Consider the following 13,829-nt stretch of genomic DNA (forward strand, 5'->3'; position numbering starts at 1 on the left):
AATCCCGCTAGGCAATCGTCTCGCCATCCGCGATCGCTCCGTCTCCGCAACCTGACCAGCTCCGACGGAGCAATCGCTACCGGCGTGTCACTGGAGAGAGGAAGAATGGTAGCTTGACAGACCAGCTCCGACGGAGCAATCGCTACCGGCGTGTCACTGGAGAGAGGAAGAATGGTAGCTTGACAACAAACCGCAATTAAAGGGCCGATTGACAACCATTGCCCGCGCCGCACGTCGCCCCCTTCGTCGCGACGGCATTGGCGCAAGTCGAGGGAGCGCTATCGATCGGCGAAGCCCGCCTGATGGTGGGGCATCGCGATCCGCATGATGGCGTGCGCGCCGAAGTCCCGCGCGGGCTACCACTTCGCTGCCGCCATCGGCTTCGATCCTTGCTTGAGGACTACGCGCCGACGATCCCGACCGGGCCAACGATCAACACACACTCGCCGGGAGAAGCTGGGCCGCGGTCTCGAACACTTCCGCAAGGAAGGCGCGAGGTTGATCCCGCCACCGACCGCGACGATCCTTACGAGGACGAAGCCTACCGGCTGTGGGCGATCAAGCAGCAGAGCAAGTGTCCGAGAGGCCCGCGTCATTTTCGTCTGCGCCGTATCCGTTTGCTGCTGAGCCGTTTGGCGTTTGCCGCCACCTTTCTTCGATACTGCTCAACAATCTTGTTTCCAGATGCGCCAGCCATCAGGCTTGTACCGGCCTTCGCCGCCGCCAAGACCTTTTCACTCACCATGCGCTGGGCTTCTCGTTGAGCCGCTTTGCCGCCGCGCATCAGCTTCGCGATCCGAAGTCCGATCACGCGATTGCTTTCTAGCCCTAGCATCATCCAGTTCCACATGGTGCGATATTCCCAGTCGTTCGAACGGCGTACCATCAGGGATGCCATCAACGGCCACGGTGTGCGCGATGTTCAATCAAACCTGCGTGGCTGGTCAACGGGCGCAATCTGCTCGCTCATTCCCTCCTGAGCCCGCCTCGGCAACACACGTCACCAACGGACTAGCAAGAGTTCCTTCACCTTCACTCACGGATACATCCGAATGGGCGATAGCCGAAGATCACTTGATGCTGAAGAGTGAGACCGCTGCTGCTGGGGGCCAAACGGGGATGTCCGATGGGTGCGGCAGGCTCGCGCTTTGCGCACATGAAGAGAAGTCTCCGCGTTCGGGCGGTCGTTGTCGGCGTTCTGGAGGAGTTGCCGTTTATCTGCCCGGTGGCGGTCGCGATCGGCTCGCTGATCATGATCGGCATCACGCTCTATATGGATTGGTCCCAGTGAGCGGGAAGTGACGAGCGATCTTACCATGGCGGCTTCTGCAACTGACCGATCTCGAATTGCGTCGGTATTCAAATGCAGGTCAGCATTGGTGGCTTGAGCCTCAGTCCGGAAGCTGGGGATATGTCCCCTTGGGTTCTACCAGAACGAGCGAGTAGCTCATTCGAGAGACGACCAGAACACTCACGCCACCACCGCGCCCCTCAAGGAGGCCCCCGACACAAGGCAGCTCAAACTCTTCAAGTAGCAGACGATCAGAGCCAGACTGTGCCACGGGCGGAGCGGCCATCCCGCTTTCGCTTTTGTGACGCTTTAGCCACGCTTACCGGTGAGGACCTGATCTTGAAACGTAGGAGAGTACGTCATGCCGCCGACCGATCAGTCGCGAAATCATGTTGGCGAACTGAACGAGAGAAAGAATTGCGAGAAATTCCAAAATCATTTCGAAAAGCCTCCGGGTTCGAAAATTCGCTGTTGTAAAACACGCCCCAGCCCGGAGACCGCAAATCTAGAACTGTTTGTTGCGGCGTAAACGCAAAATGGAACAGTTCAACGAAGAACAATAAATCAGTTGCCTTTCGGCAACAGCATGAGGAGATTGCAGCGTTCTCGAAAACACGCTTTCATTGCCGCGACGTGCGCAGCATCGGCTTCACTGCGCGACGATTGCCGCCGCTCCCGCCGCAGGTATCGCAAGTAAGCCACGCGGCTCTGATCTAGCGGGAAGCCGTCACCTTGCCGCCTTGCCGATGTAGGCCCGGCTGCAATCGAGGTGCAGCGTCATTGGCCCGACGCGCTGACGGTCGTAGCCCTTTGGCGATGAGGGCAATCAACGGTGACGGTCTCGGACATCAGCCATTCCTGTTGCGCCGCGCCGCTTTTGAAGGATCGTCGATCTTAGCGTCGCCCTCATTGTGCCGTCTATCGCTTGAGGAAATGACGGCGTCTCAAGACCAGAATTGGTCCTCCCGCTGCTCATCGCCTTGATACTCGCGGAAGTCGGTCGCCTTTCCGTTCTTCATCTGCCAGACGTGGATCTCCGGAAACGACGCGGACAGCCCGTTTCGTTCTGCGTTCACGGTAACCAAGGCGACAACGAGATCGTCTTCAGCCAGCACATTGTGCACATCCATGCTGAACGCGCCTCCCGAAAGCTCCATCGTGCGTTGAAAGAAGCCTCCGACCTGATCGTGACCGGTATAGTCGCCTGATAGGGGACTATGACCGGGAACGTGCCATGTGATGCCGGCGTCGAAAACCGCGAAAACCGAGGGGATGCTTCCTATCGCAAAGTCTTCGTAGGCCTTGCGGATAATCACCGAATTCAAATCGCCCATTGTTGTCTCCCCTAAAAGGGTTAGCACTCCTACGGGACTAATCGTAGTCACGGTGAAGTACAAAGCCCGAATATAGCAACCAATCGGTCGCCTCGAAATGTCTCCTCTTGGGCCCAGCGTCATTTTCATACGGAGCGAAAGTTCGTCGCTGTCAGACCAAGGCGGACGTTCGCCTTCGCCWGCAACTGCAACAACGGTTTTTCTCGCAGCAAATATCCAGACCTCCCGGCGTCGCGCGGTCCCCGCGTTTTCTACACGCCTCACAGGACCCGGACGACCTCGCGCAACTCCGTTCAATCCGAACGTGGCAGGCGCAAAGAGCGGCGACGGCGGAGCGGCGATGAGGCACACGATGGGCTGTAAGCTTGGCGCGCGCGCCGAGATCTTCGCAAGGCGCTCGGGCGCGGCCTCGATCACTTCCGCAGCGAAGGCGCGAAGCTGATCCCGCCGCCGACAGAGCGGGACGCCTACGAGGCCGAAGCCTATCGGCTGTGGGCGATCAAGCAGCAGGGCAAGTGACCGCGACCTAGTGCAACGATATGTCCGGTGTTGGATGGAAACCGGAAGTAGTCAGCGCAGGGTCAAAACGACGCGAATGACCCCAAGCGGACTTCTGTTGATTTAGATCAACATGAGCGGCGCGAGACTTCGTTTTCTTGCGTCCTTGTAGTGGCAGCCCTCTCCAGATCCCTGTAGATCAGCATCAAGGACAACCTCGATGAGATGTAGATTGATCAGTCTGACGTTTGCTGTCTCTTTAATTCCAATCGTTGCGAATGCGCAGGTAACCATTGATATGGGCAAGATCATATGTAGCCAATATCTTGCTATGCCGCAGTCACAGTCAGATAAGTTTTCTGCCTGGATGAGCGGTTGGTTCAGTTATCAGAACAACAGGACCTTTGTGGACCTTGCTTTGCATCAACAAAATATCGCCAACGTAAAGGCATGGTGCCAATACCATCCGGCGGAAAGCGTTATGTATGGCTTGCAACAATCGGTAGGCAAAAATTGACGGCTCGGGACTTTGGAGGATCGCTATGAAATGCAGGGCTCTTGTCGTTTCTGTGATTTTGATAGGCGCGGCATCAGCGCCAGCCGCGGCTCAGATCAAGCTGGACATGAACAAGATCACTTGCGGAAATTGGCTAGGATACGGTTCAGCAGACCGAGATTTCGTAAGGTATTTCATGAGCGGCTACTATAACGCGGCTGCAAATAATAATGTTTTGGACTACGACCGCCTGCAAAAGAATTCCGAAAAAGTTGTCGCCTATTGCAAAAAGCACAAATCCGAAACGCTGCCAACCGCCATTCAAAAAAGCGCCAGCTAGGTTGTGGGCCCCGACGGCGGCGTCGCGGCCGGAGTCTTGGCCGGCCACATTGCCACTCCTCGACCGAGAGTTGAACGGGCCACTGGAACTGCGCAACCGCCTCATTGTTGCGCGCATAACCGCGCGTGCTTCAATACGTCTCCTTTTGTTGGCCCCTTTCGGACTCGACAGACTTGGCTGATAATGTCCGCTCACGCGGCTGAAGCGGGCATTAAACATTCGCAGTTTGCGGCCTGCTTATGGCCAATCGGCACACACGGAATTTGTGTACCAATTCGCATAAATAAAGCCGGGATTGCGCGATTGCAAACACGCTTGCGCGGGGCCGTCGCGCGGTCCCCGCAGGAACTCGCGCCCTCCACAGGACCCTGACGACCGATTGGTCATGGCCCCGGTCCTCTTTGACTGAGCGGGCCCGGAACAGACTTGCTCGAAGAGTGTTGGTCCTGCATCACCGCCCGGTCATAGGCTCTTATCGGTGATGTGAACGCCGGTTGCGCTTCCCGCCTTCCTCTTGAAGAAAGGAGCGCGCCATGAAACGGCGTCGTTTCAAGCAACAAGTGCCGCTGCAAGATCGTCTTGCGTCATTCGCCAAGACGGCGCGCGAAGTTGCGGCGCTTCTTCCCCCCGGGGCAGAAAAAGACAAACTGCTCCGCAAGGCGTCCGGGGCCGATACGGCGGACTGGCTGAACGAAAGCTTAGGGTCAACCGCCCAGCGGCCGCCCAAAGCAACTCCATGAGGGATTATCAAGCGGCTCTTGAAAAGCTTCGGAAGGATGCTGCTGAGGCCGCGCTAATCCGCGATCTTGCCACTGTCCCGACCAAGCGGGAAATGTTCGATATGTTGGCCCTGCATCTGACCAGCCTTGCCGATCATGTTGAGCTTGCGATGATCGAAGCTTCCAAGACGGCGAAGCGGGCGTAACGCCCTCAGTGCCCACGGGCAGCGGCTCGCACCGGCAGCGCCACCGCGTCACCATCGTCAGCCGCCGCGCAACGCAAGCGCAGTTCTGTTCTTGGGACAAAAGCGCAAAATCTGCAACTTGATCGAAGCCGCGCGCTCGACCGCGCCAGCATCACGGCGCGGACAGGCGACCGACAGCGGACGGCAACCAACGGAGCATGGATGATGATGGATAAAATCCAACGCGCCATTTTAGAAAATCAAGTCATCCTTGCCGAAGCCCTGTGGATGCTCCTGCATTCGCAAGGTATCAGTTCGGACGCAACGCTTCAGAACGTCTCCGCCCGCATCAAGGCTACCCGGAAGCTGCTCGAAGAACACAGCGAGGAGAACCCTTAGCGCGGCGTCGCCTCATCACCCGTCGAGCGCGGCAGCACGTCACCGCAACGGCGACAGGCGGCCTACGGCACCGCCAAGGCCCGGCAGAAGGCCGTACAGCGCGCCGCCAGCGCCGGGCCATAGGGCGGACACCGGGAGGGGCAACAGCGCACAGACCCTCCGTTGATCTAGGTCAACGTCAGCGATCCTTTAGCGCTCATGCCATGTTCAGCCGCACCTGAGGCGGCTCCCGTCACCTTTCAGTGACGCAAGCGCGAAGAGGGAGGTCCAACATGCATCCGGAGAAGCGTCTTTCGATCAAGTCAGCGACTGTTGCCGGGATTGCTGCTAGCGCCCTGTTGGGGCTTGCAGGTGTCACGCTCAATCCAGCGCCAGCCCAGGCGGTCGTGTACTGCCAGTACGTTGAATATCCAGTGGGTTGCGTTGCCCGGGCAGGCGTCGTGCTGAGGCCTCGTCCGGTGGCGCGCGCTGCGGTCCGTCATAACGCCGGTGGCAATGCAAATGGCGGCGTCAATCGCGTTGGGGCGGGGCGGTAAAGACTTGTTTCGCGGTCACGAGCGAGAAAGAAGCCGTCACCGCTTCGTCCCGGTGGCGGCTTTTTTATCGCCCCCGGCGCGGGCGCAGGCGACCGATACCGGGGGCGGCATCACGGCATGAAACACACTTGGTACGTCACTTTTGAAGTGCCGCCGGATGGCACGCTGTTAAGACGGCGACATCCGCGCTTAACCAAGACGTTTGAAACCGAAGCAGAAGCGAAGGATTTTGCGCGAACCAAATTCAACGAGGGATTGGTCGTCACCGCGGGGACCATGATCCCCCACCTGCCGAGAACGTCAATCCCGTCGCCGGAAATTCCAGCGTGGCTTGAAGCTGACGAAGTAAATGAGAGCAGCGGGCCGACCAAAAAGTAATCTTTGACGACGTTGGCACGCTGCCGGGTGCAACTGCGCCTATTTGATCTAGATCAAGCGCCGGCTCTCGACCTCAGGTGCCATGCTCTGGGGCAACAGCAACCGGGAGCCTGACGATGAGTGAACGTTCGGAGCCGAAACAGGTCTGTCGTCGCAACGCACTCACTTTCCTTGGATACGCGGCCGTGTTTGGGCTTATGGCCTCGCCCGCAATTTTGGCGGTGTCAGAGGCGGAAGCTCAGACCACCACGGCGCCCGCCACGCCCACGACGCCGCCCGCAGACGCGCCGATGTCTGGGACAGAGCGCCGTCAGGAGCGGCGAAGCGGGCGAACAGAAAGGCGCCAGGAACGCCGGACCGGACGCACAGAACGGCGTCAAGACCGGCGCACAGGACGCGACGAGCGACGGGACGCGCGCGACGGCACCCCGACCACTACAACCACCACCGAGCAGAAAAAGTAGTCCGTTCATTCGGGCCAACCACGGCAACCGGGCCGCAGCGCAGGCCCGGGAAGGCCGTACAGCGCGCGCGGATCGCAGGGCCACCGCATGGGGCGCGCCGCGATCCTCAGGCCGTTCGAGCGGCTTAAGCTTCCCGAACTCCAACTCGCGCCCAACGGCAGGATGTGAAACTAGGGCCTAATAGGGCCCGGCAGGTTCGGGCGGGCCTTTCGTTAGTGCGACAAAAACCGAAATATACCTTTAGTTTCAGGTACTTTCACCGCTTTTAACCGGCCGAAAACAGCGCTTGCGGAAAGGACCACACGGTTTTGCCGTACGCACGGCCCGCCATTTCGCCGCAGTTTTTCCAGCCCTGTCGACGGAGCCGGAAACTTACAGACGAGACGAACCTGACAGCGCCGCTCATCCGGCACGAAGTTCTGGGCTCACGGAGAGCAATCCGCCCTGCCCTTAGCCTCTCGCGCCCGACGCTGTCGCGTCCACCGCAAGCCCGGCTCGCGACACGTGACACGTGACGACACAAGATCGCCCCTCTTGGTGAGCCGGGATGGGCGACACATACGCCATTTCCGAATTTCGGTAAAGTGGAATATTCTTGCAAGCGCGGCTTGACACCGGCGCAGCTCGGAATGACCCGGTGTTTTGCCCGACGGCCGGGCCCGGCGGCGCGCTCGCGAATCCGGCGGCGCGCTTACGAATATCGTCCCGAACGCAACACGCTTCGGAACCTAGGTTGACGTCGCGCCGTTGTTGAGCACAGTCTGCGACAATTCGAGCATGCCTCGGACATAAAGGCGCGGCAATCTCAGGGCTTGTCGATCGCCCCGCCACTGCTTCCCCGGAGTTCCCATGCATTCTGCCGACCGGCCGGCAACGCGCCTCGCGACGCGGCTCGCCTTTCTCGTCGCGGGCTTCGGCATCGCGTGCTGGGCGCCGCTGGTGCCGTTCGCAAAGACGCGGCTCGGCGTCGATGACGGCGTTCTTGGATTGCTCCTGCTCAGCCTCGGCATCGGCTCGGTCGTCGCGATGCTTCTGACCGGAGTCATGAGCGCGCGCTACGGCAGCAAGCCGATCATCATTGCGGGCGGGCTCGGTCTGGCGCTGGTGCTGCCCCTGCTGGCGATCGCGAGCTCGCCGGCAACGCTGGCGCTGGCCCTGTTCGCCTTCGGCGCCGCGCTCGGCTCCATCGACGTCGCCATGAACATCCACGCGGTCGAGGTGGAGCGCGACGCGGGCCGCCCGCTGATGTCCGGCTTCCACGCGCTGTTCAGCATCGGCGGCTTCGCGGGATCAGCCTTGATGACTGCGCTGCTTTCGCTGCAACTCGGCGCGCTCGCCTGCACGCTGATCTGCTCCGTGCTGATGCTGGTCGCGATGCTGGCGGCCTGGCCGCGCCTGCTTCGTTCGGTGCAGGTGCTGGACGGACCGCTCTTCGTGCTGCCGCATGGCTCCGTGCTCCTGCTAGCGCTGCTCGGCGCCATCACTTTCCTCGTCGAGGGCGCGATGCTCGATTGGGGGGCGCTGCTCGTCATCGGCGCGGGCCTCGTCTCGGAGACGCAAGGCGGGATCGGCTACATCGTGTTCTCGATCGCGATGACCGCGGGGCGGCTCGGCGGCGACGCTGTCGTTGCACGCATCGGGGATCGCACGACATTGTTCTGGGGCAGCATCATTGCAATCGCGGGCTTCGTAGTCCTACTCATGGCGCCCGTAGCGGCGGTCGCCATCGGCGGCTTCCTGCTGATCGGCCTCGGTGCATCGAACCTCGTGCCGGTGCTGTTCCGCCGGGCGGCGCGGCAAACGGTGATGCCGACGGGGCTCGCCGTCGCCGCAATCACGACAGCCGGCTATGCCGGCATCCTGATCGGCCCCGCCGGCGTCGGCTTCGTCGCACGCCTTGGCGGATTGCCGACTGCATTCTGGCTTCTGGCCGCGCTGATGGGTCTCGTCACGCTGTCGGCCCGCATCGTCACGGCGGAGGGCCGGCAGACGTCGCGCGTGGAGGCCTGAGCGGCCTCACAAATTGCTCAGCCCGATCGACTTGATCACGGGCGCCAGGCTTGCCGTCGTCGCATCGACAATACGCTGGAATTTGTCCGGGCTCGAATCGCCGTCCGGCTCCATGCCCTGCGCGCGGTAGCTTGCCTGAAGCGCCGGATCGGCCATGGCGAGACGTGTCGCTTGCGCGATCTTGTCGATGACCGCATCGTCCGTGTCCTTGGGCGCGAACAGGCCGAACCATCCCCCGTAGCGGATGTCGGGCATGCCGGATTCAACGGCGGTCGGAATCTCCGGCGCCCCGCTCAGCCGCGTTTCGGTGGTGACCGCCAGCAGCCTCACTTTCCCGGTTTGAGCCAGTTGCTGCAATTGAACGGACATGACGGCAATGATCAGCGAGATCTGACCGCTGACGAGGTCGTTGGTTGCCTGCGAGATGCCCCGATACGGAACGTGGACGATATCCAGCCCGCCGGCCTGCTGCTTGAAGGATTCGCCAACCAGATGATTGCCGGTGCCGATGCCGGGTGTCCCGTAGGACAGCTTTCCCGGATTGGCCTTCGCGTAGGCGATCAGCTCACGCAGATCCGTGGCAGGCACCGACGGATGGACCGCGAAAACCAGTGCACTGCTGATCAAGCGATAGATGGCGCGAAAATCGTCGACGGAATAGCCGGGATTTTTCGAGGTCAGGGGAATGATGACCTGCGTGCTGCCGTTGCCAAGCAGCAGCGAATAGCCGTCGGGCTCCTCGCGCGCGACCGTCGCAGCCCCGATCGCGCCGCCCGCACCGCCGATATATTCCACGAAGGTCGGCCCAAGCAGCGACGACATCTTGTCCACCCAGGGACGCCCGATCTGGTCCCCCGCTCCGCCGGCTCCGTACGGAAGCACCAGGCGAATGGGACGAGACGGATAATCAGCGGCTTGTCCGCTGCGCGGGATCGCCGCCAGCGCCGCTGCGCCCGATAGCGCATGGACGAATCGTCGCCGCGAGAAGGAAGCCATGTTCGAATTCCGGAAGTCGATGTCGAGGCGGGACCGGCTCCCTAGCCGTCCAATCTCAGCAATCGGCTACCACCGTCAATGCGCCATCCGGGTGAGATCACCGGTGTCATCGCCTTGTCATGTCAACATAACCCTTTACTTCTTAAGGGTTATTCGGATCGACCGATCGAAGCCATGCGCGCAGGGCTACCAGCTCTGCCCACTGCTTTCGGCCAGTTTACTGTACGCCTCGTTCTGATAGACCAAAAAGTAATACATTTTGACTCCCGTTGCGGGGGCAATGGCGCGTGCCAGATCGTACCGAAGACTCGGCCATTTCTTTTGGGCCATTTCGACTATTTCCGAAGTCGCGGCTCTTGGAGAAGGAGGGCTCGCCGCTTCACGTCGGCGGCCGCGCGCTCGATATTCTGATCTTCCTCGCCGAGCGCCCCGGCGAAGTCATCGACAAGAGAGAGCTGGTCAAGCGCATCTGGGCCGACGTCAATGTCGACGAGGGCAGCCTGCGCTTCCACGTCGCGGCACTGCGCAAGGCGCTGGGCGATACCGGCAAGTCGGCCCGTTATGTCGTCAATGTGCCCGGCCGCGGCTACTGCTTTGTCGCCTCGCTCGCTCACGCGGCTCCGCCGGCCGCTCAGCCCGCCGTGAACATTGCACCTCCCCGTTCCCTTCCCTCGCCGCTCTCGAAAATGGTCGGACGGGAGGAGATCGTCGAGAAGATATCGAACGGGCTTTCGCTGCATCGCTTCATGACGGTGGTCGGCCCCGGCGGCATCGGCAAGACCGCCGTCGCCGTCACCGTCGGGCATCGCAGATCGGCGGATTTCGGCGGGCGCGTATTCTTCGTCGACTTCGGTCCACTGAGGGATGCCAGCCACATCGCGACCACCATCGCCTCCGCACTGGGACTGACCATCAGCGCGGAGGATCAGACGCCGGCCCTGCTGACATTTCTGAAGACCGGCCCAGCCCTGCTGATCTTCGACAGTTGCGAGCATGTGCTCGATGCGTTGGCGCCGCTCGTCGAGCGCATCGTTCGCGACGCACCGCAGCTTCGCGTTCTCGCTACCAGCCGCGAGTCGTTCCGGAGCGACGGCGAAAGGATTTTCCGCCTGTTCCCGCTGGATTGCCCGCCGGAGCGCGAGGACCTGGGTGTCGCCGAGGTCCTCGCTTACCCCGCGGCCCAGCTCTTCGTGGAGCGCATTGCGCAGAGTTCGGGTCCGTTCCAGCTCAGTGCGGAAGAAGCGCCGCTCGTCGCGAGCATTTGCCGGCGCCTCGACGGCATTGCGCTCGCGATCGAGCTCGCGGCCGGCCGTGTCAATGCGTACGGCATTGCCGGCACGGCGTCGCTGCTCGACAGCCGCTTCTCGTTGCAGTGGCGGGGTCGGCGCACCGCCGTGCCACGACACCAGACGCTCGCCGCGGCGCTCGACTGGAGCTACGATCTGCTACCTCCCGCCGAGAGTGCCACGCTGCGACGCCTTTCGGTCTTTGCCGGGCCCTTCGCGCCAGAGGCGGCTGCCGCGGTGGCCGCCGGCGACGGCCTCGGCGCGTCCGAAACGCTGGAGGCGATCGACAGCCTCGTTACCAAATCGCTGATCTCGCCATCCGGCTCGCGAACGCTGCGCTATCGCCTGCTCGACACCACACGCACCTATGCGCATGGAAAGCTGAACGAGCTCGGTGAGACCAGTCAGTTCGCGCGCCGTCATGCAGAGCATTTTCGCGACTTCTTCGAGCGCGCGGAGGCCGATACATCGACGCCGCTGCCGGAATGGCTGAGTATCTATGGCGCGGAGCTGGACAATGTGCGCGCCGCATTGAACTGGGCCTTCGGGCCCGACGGTGACGCCGCACTCGGGATCGCGCTGACGGCGGCTGCCGTCACGCTGTGGGTCCGCCTGTCCCTGTTCGCCGAATGCCGCGAGCGCGCCAAGACGGCGCTCACCGCGCTCGGCGACAGCGGCGGCGACGATCGCATTCGCATGCAACTCCTGTCGGCGCTCGGCTGGTCGCTGATGTATGGCGAGGGCCGCGCCCGCGAGGCGCGTCCGATCCTCGAGACGACCCTGGAGCTGGCTGACAGGCTCGACGACAAGGACTTCCGGCTGCGCGCGCTCTGGGGCTTGTGCATCGACCAGTTCAACAACGGACAGTTCGGCAAGGCCCGTGCGCTCGCCGACCGGTTTGCGAATGCAGCGGCGAACTCGTCGGACAGGACCGATCTCATGCTGGGCGACCGGCTGATGGCGGTGGCGCTGCACTATCTCGGCGATCAGAACGACGCACGGCTGCGCATCGAGCGCGTGAACGCGTCGCTGCATGTGCTGGCGGAGAAGCCGAAGATCTTCCCGCTCGACCTCAGGATATCGACGCAATATTTCCGGGCCCGCATCCTGTGGCTTCAGGGCCTCGCCGATCAGGCCCAGGCGCTCGCCGCCCGAAACATCGAGGAAGGTCGCGCCAACGGCCACGCGCTGACTTTCTGCAGCGTGCTGGGGCAAGCCGCCTGCCCGATCGCCTTCTGGTCCGGCGATTTCGAGGCCGCGGAGCGCCACGGCGCCGAGCTGCTCGAACACACCGAGCGCCACGCCATCCGGCTGTGGGGCCTGTGGGCACGGGCCTTCAACGCGGCGGTCGTCGTAAAGCGTGGTGACGTCGCGACCGGCCTGCCGCTGCTGCGCGAAGAGCTCAATCGCGCCGGCGATGCGCGTTTCCTGCCGCGCTTTCTTCCGCTGCTCGGTGAACTCGCCGCATGTTCCGGCGAGGCCCACCAGGTCGACCGTGGCCTCGACGTGATCGAGGACGTCCTGACCCGCTGCAACGACCGGCAGGAGCTGTGGTATCTGCCGGAACTGACGCGCATCAAGGGCGAGTTGTTGCTCAAGAGCCCGCGGCATGCGGGGGACGCCGAGGCGCGCTTTCGCGAGGCCATGGACATTGCCAACCAGCAGGGCGCGCGGTTCTGGGAGCTGCGCGGTGCGATCAGCCTCGCGCGGTTCATGATCGGAGCCGGCCAGAATGCAGAGGCCCTGGCAATTCTCGAACGTGCATGCGGGGCGTTCAGCGAGGGCGCCGGCATCGCCGATATCCGCAGCGCGCGCGATTTAATCGCGCAACTCCGGACTTGACGAGGCCGGCCGAAGGCCTTCGGCTTTCGCACCGCGCCGCGCGCTTCATCCTGCCCGCGGAATGAATCCGGGCACGCCGGTCTCGACAACGGTGTTGAAGCGGACATTCGTCGTGATGTGGTCCCGCATCTCCCGCATGGCGTCTGCAGGCAGCGTCGAAATATCGAAGTTTTCCTCGATACGCCGAGGATTGGTCGAGGTCGTCAGGAAAGCCGTGCCGCGCTGGACGGCCCAGGCCAGGGCGACCTGAGCCGGCGTCTTGCGCAGGCGCTCCGCGATGGCGGTGATCACGGGATCAGCGAGGAGGTTCGGCTTCATGGCGTGTCCCAGCGCGGCAAACGCCTGCAGGACAATTCCGTGCTCCCGACAGAAGTCGAGCAGCTCCCATTCGGGCAGGTACGGATGCGATTCGACCTGCACCATGGCAGGCCTGATCCGCGCGACCTCGACGATCTCGCGCAACTTCTCCAAGGTGATGTCCGACAGCCCGATCGACTTGCAGTGCCCCTCGTCGACGAGGCGCTCCAGCGCCCCCCATGTCTCCGCCAGCGTCACGCCTGAATCGTAGATGACATGGCCGCTCGCATCCCTCGGGTCCTGCTCGTCGCCGGGTTGAAAGGCGAAGGGGGTATGGATGATGTAGCAGTCGATCTCGTCGAGTTGCAGCCGTCTGCGACTGGCGTCGAAGGCAGGCCTGACCCGCTCCGGCCGATGATTGGTGTTCCATAGCTTCGTCGTAACGAACAGGTCCTGGCGCCGAAGCGTGCCCGCCTTGAACGCATCCTGCATCGCCTCGCCGACGGCCGCTTCGTTGCGATAGCGCTCGGCACAATCGAGATGTCGAAATCCGGCTTCCAATGCAGCCCTGGTCGCCTGCCGGGTCACGTGCGGATCGGGAATGAGCGTGCCAAATCCGACTGCGGGAATCGTCACGGCCTCATGCGTGGGAATTCTCGTGTAACGAAGTGAATCGGAGGTCGTCATGGTAATACTCCTTGTTGACTGCTGGCCGCGCGATGCGGACCAAGCGATCGAGGTTGCGGACACTTTTTCAC

14 protein-coding genes are annotated in these 13,829 nt (G+C 62.2%); 10 read left to right on the forward strand and 4 right to left on the reverse strand.

All coding sequences use genetic code 11. From position 1 onward, the window contains the following. Positions 1-592: 592 nt before the first annotated feature. A complete protein-coding gene (locus AB4Z51_RS29355; protein ID WP_028154361.1) occupies positions 593-850 on the reverse strand; it encodes a hypothetical protein in 258 nt (85 codons plus the stop codon). Positions 851-1,156: 306 nt separating this feature from the next. Here AB4Z51_RS29355 and AB4Z51_RS29360 point away from each other — a divergent pair, with 306 nt between their 5' ends. Next, the gene (locus AB4Z51_RS29360) at positions 1,157-1,291 is read left to right on the forward strand and encodes a hypothetical protein (RefSeq protein ID WP_256376473.1); all 135 of its coding nucleotides are present in this window, start codon (positions 1,157-1,159) and stop codon (positions 1,289-1,291) included. A 944-nt stretch (positions 1,292-2,235) separates the two neighbouring features. Here the strand turns inward: AB4Z51_RS29360 and AB4Z51_RS29365 are convergent. Next, positions 2,236-2,625, reverse strand: coding sequence for a nuclear transport factor 2 family protein (locus AB4Z51_RS29365; protein ID WP_157790253.1), 390 nt, complete (start codon positions 2,623-2,625; stop codon positions 2,236-2,238). Between the two features lie 730 nt (positions 2,626-3,355). Between AB4Z51_RS29365 and AB4Z51_RS29370 the strand changes: the two genes are divergently transcribed. The 8 genes from AB4Z51_RS29370 to AB4Z51_RS29405 all read left to right on the forward strand — a co-directional run bounded on the left by AB4Z51_RS29370 (position 3,356) and on the right by AB4Z51_RS29405 (position 8,650). After that, entirely contained in the window at positions 3,356-3,640 is a 285-nt protein-coding gene (locus AB4Z51_RS29370; protein WP_223153946.1) for an HdeA/HdeB family chaperone, read from the forward strand. 25 nt (positions 3,641-3,665) lie between these two features. Further along, a complete protein-coding gene (locus tag AB4Z51_RS29375; protein ID WP_084795025.1) occupies positions 3,666-3,959 on the forward strand; it encodes an HdeA/HdeB family chaperone in 294 nt (97 codons plus the stop codon). A gap of 533 nt (positions 3,960-4,492) precedes the next feature. Beyond that, positions 4,493-4,699 carry a hypothetical protein gene (locus tag AB4Z51_RS29380; RefSeq protein WP_084795024.1) on the forward strand — a complete coding sequence of 69 codons (207 nt, stop codon included), beginning with the start codon at positions 4,493-4,495 and terminating at the stop codon, positions 4,697-4,699. Next, on the forward strand, positions 4,696-4,884 hold the full coding sequence (locus AB4Z51_RS29385; RefSeq protein ID WP_084795023.1) for a hypothetical protein: 189 nt from the start codon (positions 4,696-4,698) through the stop codon (positions 4,882-4,884). Before AB4Z51_RS29380 ends, AB4Z51_RS29385 begins: the two co-directional genes overlap by 4 nt. Before the next feature lie 201 nt (positions 4,885-5,085). Continuing rightward, positions 5,086-5,262, forward strand: a complete 177-nt coding sequence (locus AB4Z51_RS29390; protein WP_166086818.1) for a hypothetical protein — start codon at positions 5,086-5,088, stop codon at positions 5,260-5,262. 272 nt (positions 5,263-5,534) lie between these two features. Next, the gene (locus AB4Z51_RS29395) at positions 5,535-5,798 is read left to right on the forward strand and encodes a hypothetical protein (RefSeq protein ID WP_080586857.1); all 264 of its coding nucleotides are present in this window, start codon (positions 5,535-5,537) and stop codon (positions 5,796-5,798) included. 117 nt (positions 5,799-5,915) lie between these two features. Next, positions 5,916-6,176 (forward strand): hypothetical protein, encoded by a 261-nt coding sequence (locus AB4Z51_RS29400; RefSeq protein ID WP_084795022.1) that lies wholly within the window; start codon positions 5,916-5,918, stop codon positions 6,174-6,176. A gap of 1,313 nt (positions 6,177-7,489) precedes the next feature. After that, positions 7,490-8,650, forward strand: a complete 1,161-nt coding sequence (locus AB4Z51_RS29405; RefSeq protein ID WP_063981886.1) for an MFS transporter — start codon at positions 7,490-7,492, stop codon at positions 8,648-8,650. Positions 8,651-8,656: 6 nt separating this feature from the next. Here the strand turns inward: AB4Z51_RS29405 and AB4Z51_RS29410 are convergent, their stop codons facing one another. Further along, positions 8,657-9,646: a Bug family tripartite tricarboxylate transporter substrate binding protein gene (locus tag AB4Z51_RS29410; RefSeq protein ID WP_063981885.1), complete on the reverse strand. Its 990-nt coding sequence runs from the start codon at positions 9,644-9,646 to the stop codon at positions 8,657-8,659. A gap of 287 nt (positions 9,647-9,933) precedes the next feature. Here AB4Z51_RS29410 and AB4Z51_RS29415 point away from each other — a divergent pair, with 287 nt between their 5' ends. Continuing rightward, positions 9,934-12,774, forward strand: a complete 2,841-nt coding sequence (locus AB4Z51_RS29415; RefSeq protein ID WP_441498564.1) for an ATP-binding protein — start codon at positions 9,934-9,936, stop codon at positions 12,772-12,774. A gap of 45 nt (positions 12,775-12,819) precedes the next feature. Here AB4Z51_RS29415 and AB4Z51_RS29420 read toward each other — a convergent pair whose 3' ends face one another. Beyond that, positions 12,820-13,758, reverse strand: coding sequence for an aldo/keto reductase (locus AB4Z51_RS29420; RefSeq protein WP_441498565.1), 939 nt, complete (start codon positions 13,756-13,758; stop codon positions 12,820-12,822). Positions 13,759-13,829: the final 71 nt, after the last annotated feature.

The organism is Bradyrhizobium sp. 2TAF36 (assembly GCF_052114925.1).
Taxonomy (GTDB): domain Bacteria; phylum Pseudomonadota; class Alphaproteobacteria; order Rhizobiales; family Xanthobacteraceae; genus Bradyrhizobium; species Bradyrhizobium barranii.

What these genes read in the sequence shown, in the direction of transcription:
- AB4Z51_RS29365 (WP_157790253.1), bottom strand. Translation starts at nt 2,625, where the DNA reads ATGGGCGATTTGAATTCGGTGATTATCCGCAAGGCCTACGAAGACTTT.
- AB4Z51_RS29420 (WP_441498565.1), bottom strand. Translation starts at nt 13,758, where the DNA reads ATGACGACCTCCGATTCACTTCGTTACACGAGAATTCCCACGCATGAG.
- AB4Z51_RS29355 (WP_028154361.1), bottom strand. Translation starts at nt 850, where the DNA reads ATGTGGAACTGGATGATGCTAGGGCTAGAAAGCAATCGCGTGATCGGA.
- AB4Z51_RS29410 (WP_063981885.1), bottom strand. Translation starts at nt 9,646, where the DNA reads ATGGCTTCCTTCTCGCGGCGACGATTCGTCCATGCGCTATCGGGCGCA.
- AB4Z51_RS29390 (WP_166086818.1), top strand. Translation starts at nt 5,086, where the DNA reads ATGATGATGGATAAAATCCAACGCGCCATTTTAGAAAATCAAGTCATC.
- AB4Z51_RS29405 (WP_063981886.1), top strand. Translation starts at nt 7,490, where the DNA reads ATGCATTCTGCCGACCGGCCGGCAACGCGCCTCGCGACGCGGCTCGCC.
- AB4Z51_RS29360 (WP_256376473.1), top strand. Translation starts at nt 1,157, where the DNA reads ATGAAGAGAAGTCTCCGCGTTCGGGCGGTCGTTGTCGGCGTTCTGGAG.
- AB4Z51_RS29385 (WP_084795023.1), top strand. Translation starts at nt 4,696, where the DNA reads ATGAGGGATTATCAAGCGGCTCTTGAAAAGCTTCGGAAGGATGCTGCT.
- AB4Z51_RS29380 (WP_084795024.1), top strand. Translation starts at nt 4,493, where the DNA reads ATGAAACGGCGTCGTTTCAAGCAACAAGTGCCGCTGCAAGATCGTCTT.
- AB4Z51_RS29375 (WP_084795025.1), top strand. Translation starts at nt 3,666, where the DNA reads ATGAAATGCAGGGCTCTTGTCGTTTCTGTGATTTTGATAGGCGCGGCA.
- AB4Z51_RS29395 (WP_080586857.1), top strand. Translation starts at nt 5,535, where the DNA reads ATGCATCCGGAGAAGCGTCTTTCGATCAAGTCAGCGACTGTTGCCGGG.
- AB4Z51_RS29400 (WP_084795022.1), top strand. Translation starts at nt 5,916, where the DNA reads ATGAAACACACTTGGTACGTCACTTTTGAAGTGCCGCCGGATGGCACG.